The 2,773-nt window shown below is 31.1% G+C and carries 4 protein-coding genes; all 4 read right to left on the minus strand.

Annotated features, from left to right (window positions below):
- Nucleotides 1-87 precede the first annotated feature (87 nt).
- Nucleotides 88-414: a hypothetical protein gene (locus EHQ58_RS18430; RefSeq protein WP_135625545.1), complete on the minus strand. Its 327-nt coding sequence runs from the start codon at nt 412-414 to the stop codon at nt 88-90.
- A 225-nt stretch (nt 415-639) separates the two neighbouring features.
- On the minus strand, nt 640-1,146 hold the full coding sequence (locus EHQ58_RS18435) for a hypothetical protein (protein ID WP_135625546.1): 507 nt from the start codon (nt 1,144-1,146) through the stop codon (nt 640-642).
- Nucleotides 1,147-1,349: 203 nt separating this feature from the next.
- Nucleotides 1,350-1,814, minus strand: a complete 465-nt coding sequence (locus EHQ58_RS18440) for a hypothetical protein (RefSeq protein ID WP_135625547.1) — start codon at nt 1,812-1,814, stop codon at nt 1,350-1,352.
- 511 nt (nt 1,815-2,325) lie between these two features.
- Nucleotides 2,326-2,773 (minus strand): hypothetical protein (locus EHQ58_RS18820; protein WP_167883692.1); only part of this gene is annotated, 448 nt, incomplete at its 5' end.

Consider the following 2,773-nt stretch of genomic DNA (forward strand, 5'->3'; position numbering starts at 1 on the left):
GCGTGACGGAGGACAATGTGCCTTTAGGCCGAGCGAGGGCGAAAGTCCCGAGCGGAGCGTGTCAGCCGCAGTTATGCGTCGTTTGAGTTAATTGTATATTTTTTTTTCTAGATGAATTGTTTGTTTTCTTCTTTCTATTTCAAAATCCGAAGATGAAGTAATTTTTCTTTCTTGATCGTTAGCTATATCTTTGAAATTTTTATTAATTTTTATCGTCAATTCCAATAATTCTTGATCTTTTGAACTAAAAATAGGTTTTATGATTTCTAAATCTTGGGCAATATTGACCTGGATTATTGTTTTTAATAAGAACTTCAAAGCCTTATCTTCTGATGCAAAAAGAAATTCCTCTTTTTCTTCTTTTTGGCTTAATATACGACAATAAAAGTCTATTAAAAAGATATCCCATGTCATATTAACAACTTGCTTCTTTTTTTCTGAATGAGTTCCATTTTTATTATACTTTAGTATCTTTGCGGGCCGTACTGAACTAAATAAAATTAGTGCGAAATGTATTGGGATCGCCGCATAAATGAATTCTTTATGCATCCACTCGAACAAAGATTTATATTTATTTATAGCTGTAGTGTTCTGAAATTCTAATTCAATAATCTTTAAAGTAAATAAATAAAATGAATCCTAGTTTGTTAGTTTGTCATACTTACTAAACCAATCTTCAATACTTATGTCTTGTCTTTCCATTTTCTGTGTTTGAAAATTATTTTTGAATCCGCATGCATAAGCGATTAGTGATTCTGGATTGGGGGAGTTGTCGATAGAGCGGAAAATGCGCAATTCTTCTAGTGCATCGGTAATATGGTTCTTATCATAATTGATTTTTTCGTAAATTGCTAAGGATGGTTCTATAAGTATTTCTGAAAATTGACAAAATGATATTAAGGCTATTGCATTTCTTAAATTTATATTTGGCTCTTTACTTTTGATTGAAGATATTATGTAGCTAAAAATATTTCGGTCCAAGATTAGCTTATAGGTAATTTTTAGAAATCTAATATTTTCAAAATAGTTTGATGGGTTGTATATATTGCTAATGTTAGTTTTATAAGGATGAATTAAATAATCTTTCTCTCTTACTATTTTAATGATTCTTTCGAAATTTTTTGGATAATTTAATGTAAGTAGCATATTCTCAAATGACGTATAACGAACTAGGCTACACGACGTTGTCCGTAGCTGAGCCTCTGGAAGAGGCGTTAGCGTCGGCGCGTCTTCTTGCTACGCAAGAAGCGTGACGGAGGACAATGTGCCTTTAGGCCGAGCGAGGGCGAAAGTTCCGAGCGTAGCGTGTCAGCCGCAGTTATGCGAAGTGCCTTTTGTCAAATAATCATTTAAGATAAATATATTTTCGGTAAAACATAATATGATTCATATCCATTGTATTCAATTTTTCCAAGAGTGTCTATCTCATCATTGAAATTCTGTAGAACTCCGTCGAAAATATCGGTCTCTTTAAAACCTTTAAAATCATAAGGAAAATTGTCACTGTTTGGGTTTTTTGTATGAAAATATACAGAATCATCAATTGAATTTTCTAGATCGATAAGAATCCAGCATTGGAATGGTTTCTTCCATTGTTTACCTAAATCTAAGCCCTTTCTATATAAAGCAAATAAGCATCGAAAATGCATTTCCTTGCTTTCAGAATTTATATCTCTAAAATATTCATTATCAGGATGAATATGCCAAAGATCAAACGAAGTGTCCTCGTCTAGATTTAAATAATCAGTCTGAGACAATTCGTAAAGTTTTTGATACCATATTTTATAATCTTTTATGTTCTTTCTTTTTTTCATATAATTTTAATAAAGAATGAATTGCCTTTCTTATAGTATTTTAACTATACTTGAATATCAAAACCCGTGCTAAATAATTATTGAATAAAATGATTAAGATAATTCTTTAGACTATGATAAATATTTAATATTAGGAAGCGAATATTAGTATTCTTATTTATAATTTAGTGAACAAACATCTATACCACACAATTGCATTCAATTTTCGTATAGAAAACTCCAAATAGGTCATTTTTTAAAATGCAGTTAAGGTTTTTTTTCTTTCTGAATTTTTCTTAGAAATGTTTTTTAGATCATATTCTTAAATTATTTTCTAAGGCATTTCGCATAACGAACTAGGCTACACGACGTTGTCCGTAGCTGAGTCTCGCAGAGACGTTAGCGTCGGCGCGAATACTTGCAGAGCAAGAATCGTGACGGAGGACAATGTGCCTTTAGGCCGAGCGAGGGCGATAGTCCCGAGCGTAGCGTGTCAGCCGCAGTTATGCGCAGTTTTTCATGTTCTGAAATTTCAATCAAGGTTATAAAACGAAACGATTCTTCCGTCTGGTTCAATATGTATAACATAATAATTTCCGTTGTAGTACAAACTTTCTGCCCCATATTTTGAAAATTTTTTGCCTGGATTTTCTCGAGAAAAGTTCTGCCATTCATTATAAATCATGTTTACAATACGCTGTATTAATATTTGTAAATCTTTGAGTAGATAAGGTATAACACTCTTATTTATCTTTTCAATTTTCAGATTTAAAATATGTCTGCATACTATATGTACATATGACTTTTTATCCCAATAAATAGTAGGAGAATCAAGGTTAAATCGTTCTTCGTCGATAAAATACAGTTCTTTTAGAGTTTCCCTCAAATTTTCTTTTATTACAGTTAAATCAATTTTTTTAATTTTAAGTTTTTTAAATTCATTAATTATTAAAAAAATATTTTTCCAAAAGTATTTTGTT

The sequence above is a fragment of the Leptospira ognonensis genome, assembly GCF_004770745.1.
GTDB classification, from domain to species: domain Bacteria; phylum Spirochaetota; class Leptospiria; order Leptospirales; family Leptospiraceae; genus Leptospira_A; species Leptospira_A ognonensis.

Coding starts and splice junctions, on each gene's coding strand:
- EHQ58_RS18435 (WP_135625546.1), bottom strand. CDS start 1,146: ATGCTACTTACATTAAATTATCCAAAAAATTTCGAAAGAATCATTAAA.
- EHQ58_RS18440 (WP_135625547.1), bottom strand. CDS start 1,814: ATGAAAAAAAGAAAGAACATAAAAGATTATAAAATATGGTATCAAAAA.
- EHQ58_RS18430 (WP_135625545.1), bottom strand. CDS start 414: ATGACATGGGATATCTTTTTAATAGACTTTTATTGTCGTATATTAAGC.